The sequence below is a fragment of the Ruoffia sp. FAM 26254 genome (assembly GCF_045528545.1).
GTDB classification, from domain to species: Bacteria; Bacillota; Bacilli; order Lactobacillales; family Aerococcaceae; genus Ruoffia; species Ruoffia halotolerans.
The window spans coordinates 1-1,663 of sequence record NZ_JBGQQY010000095.1; the positions used below are offsets into that span (position 1 = coordinate 1).

Here is a 1,663-nt window from a genome sequence, read left to right on the forward strand (position 1 = left end):
CCTGAACAATTCATACTTTTCGTTGAAACATGTGCCAACTGCCTAACGGCAGCTTAAATTTACTTTTTCATTTTCACCTGTTAAGTGATGAAAAAAGAACCCCATTCTGATATGGTAAAGGTGTCTAAACCAACCATAAGAAAGGAGTTCTCTTCATGATTAGCTTACACAAAAACCAGGTAAAATTCAATTCAAACATCATCATTTCGCATACAGGTGGTCGTTTATCGAGTGATTCGGGTTTAGTCTTAGTTAAAGAAGTAATGGATACCTTCAAGTTTTCTGATTTGGCGAAATCACTTCTGGACATTAAAGATAACCGTGCTTACTACACGCATGATAATTTAGCGATATTAGAACAGCTCATTATGCAACTGATTGCTGGTTATTCGGCAGACTCGTCAGCTAATCTGTTACGACAGGATCCAGTCTTTCAAATGGTGTTAGGCAGAAAACAATTAGCCTCACAATCGTCAATTTCACGGTTTCTGGATCGTTTCACCACGGAAAATGTGGGTCAATTACAATCATTAAATCAGTCGCTCATTGATAAAGCGCGTTTGATTCGCAATGACACCGAGTTAATCATTGATCTCGATTCCACTCATTCAGATACCTTTGGCCATCAAGAACAAACAGATTATAATGCACATTATCAAACCTACGGCTACCACCCATTAGTTGCCTTTGACGGACTGACTGGAGATTTCTTAAAAGCTGAACTGCGTTCAGGTAATCAGTACACATCTAAAGGGGTGAAAGCCTTTATCGACCCATTGTTACACCACTACAATGAATCCATACCGAATACTGACATATTGGTTCGTGGGGACAGCGGCTTCGCAACACCAGAGGTGTATGAGTCTTGTGAAGAAAATGAAAGTCAGTATGTGATCCGATTAAAGAACAATCGGAGATTAAGTCAATTAGCTGAGCAATCCGTTCTTTACGGAGATAACCAAAAATGGGAAGATCGGGAAGTTCAGTATTTTTCAATGCCTTATCAAGCACAATCATGGTCGAAACCCCGTCGTGTCTGTATTCGATCAATCCGTGAAGCAGGAGAACTCCTCTTTCAACACGCATTCATTGTGACTAATCTATCCGATAATGTCTCACCTGAAGTCATATTCTCTCTTTACGGCAAGCGAGGGACAATGGAGAATTTCATCAAAGAAGCGAAAGGTGGCTTTTATTTCGATAAAACAGATAGTCCACGCTTCTTAGAAAATCATGTCAGAATGATGATTAGTCTGCTTGCATACAACCTCATCAACTGTCTAAAGACTATCGGCTTTGATAAAAAGAACCAAGGGATGACTATTCATTCCATCCGACTAACATTCCTTAAAGTCGCTGGCAAACTTGTGCAAACAGGCAGACGAGCCTATCTAAAATTGTCGAGTTATCATGTGTATCAAACTGAATTCTATAGGGTCTTCGAGCGCCTACGGCGATCCAGTCAATGGATTTAAATCAGTCATCACGTTAATTTTTTGAATCAATCGTCTACAAGGGAGAAGTATGCCTTCAAACAAACAAGAGAATCGTAAGAAGGTTCATTTAGTTAAAATCTACTTCGAGAACGCACTATTTTGTAGAAAAATTCCCAATTTTTCCAAGAACGATTAATTTATTCAAGAAACCAGCTTAAATTATAGAG

The 1,663-nt window shown here is 39.1% G+C and carries 1 protein-coding gene; it reads left to right on the top strand.

The features are described from left to right. The first annotated feature begins 155 nt into the window (after positions 1-155). Entirely contained in the window at positions 156-1,475 is a 1,320-nt protein-coding gene (locus tag ACEN3Z_RS11765) for an IS1380 family transposase (protein ID WP_284028859.1), read from the top strand. Positions 1,476-1,663 lie beyond the last annotated feature (188 nt).

What these genes read in the sequence shown, in the direction of transcription:
- ACEN3Z_RS11765 (WP_284028859.1), top strand. Translation starts at nt 156, where the DNA reads ATGATTAGCTTACACAAAAACCAGGTAAAATTCAATTCAAACATCATC.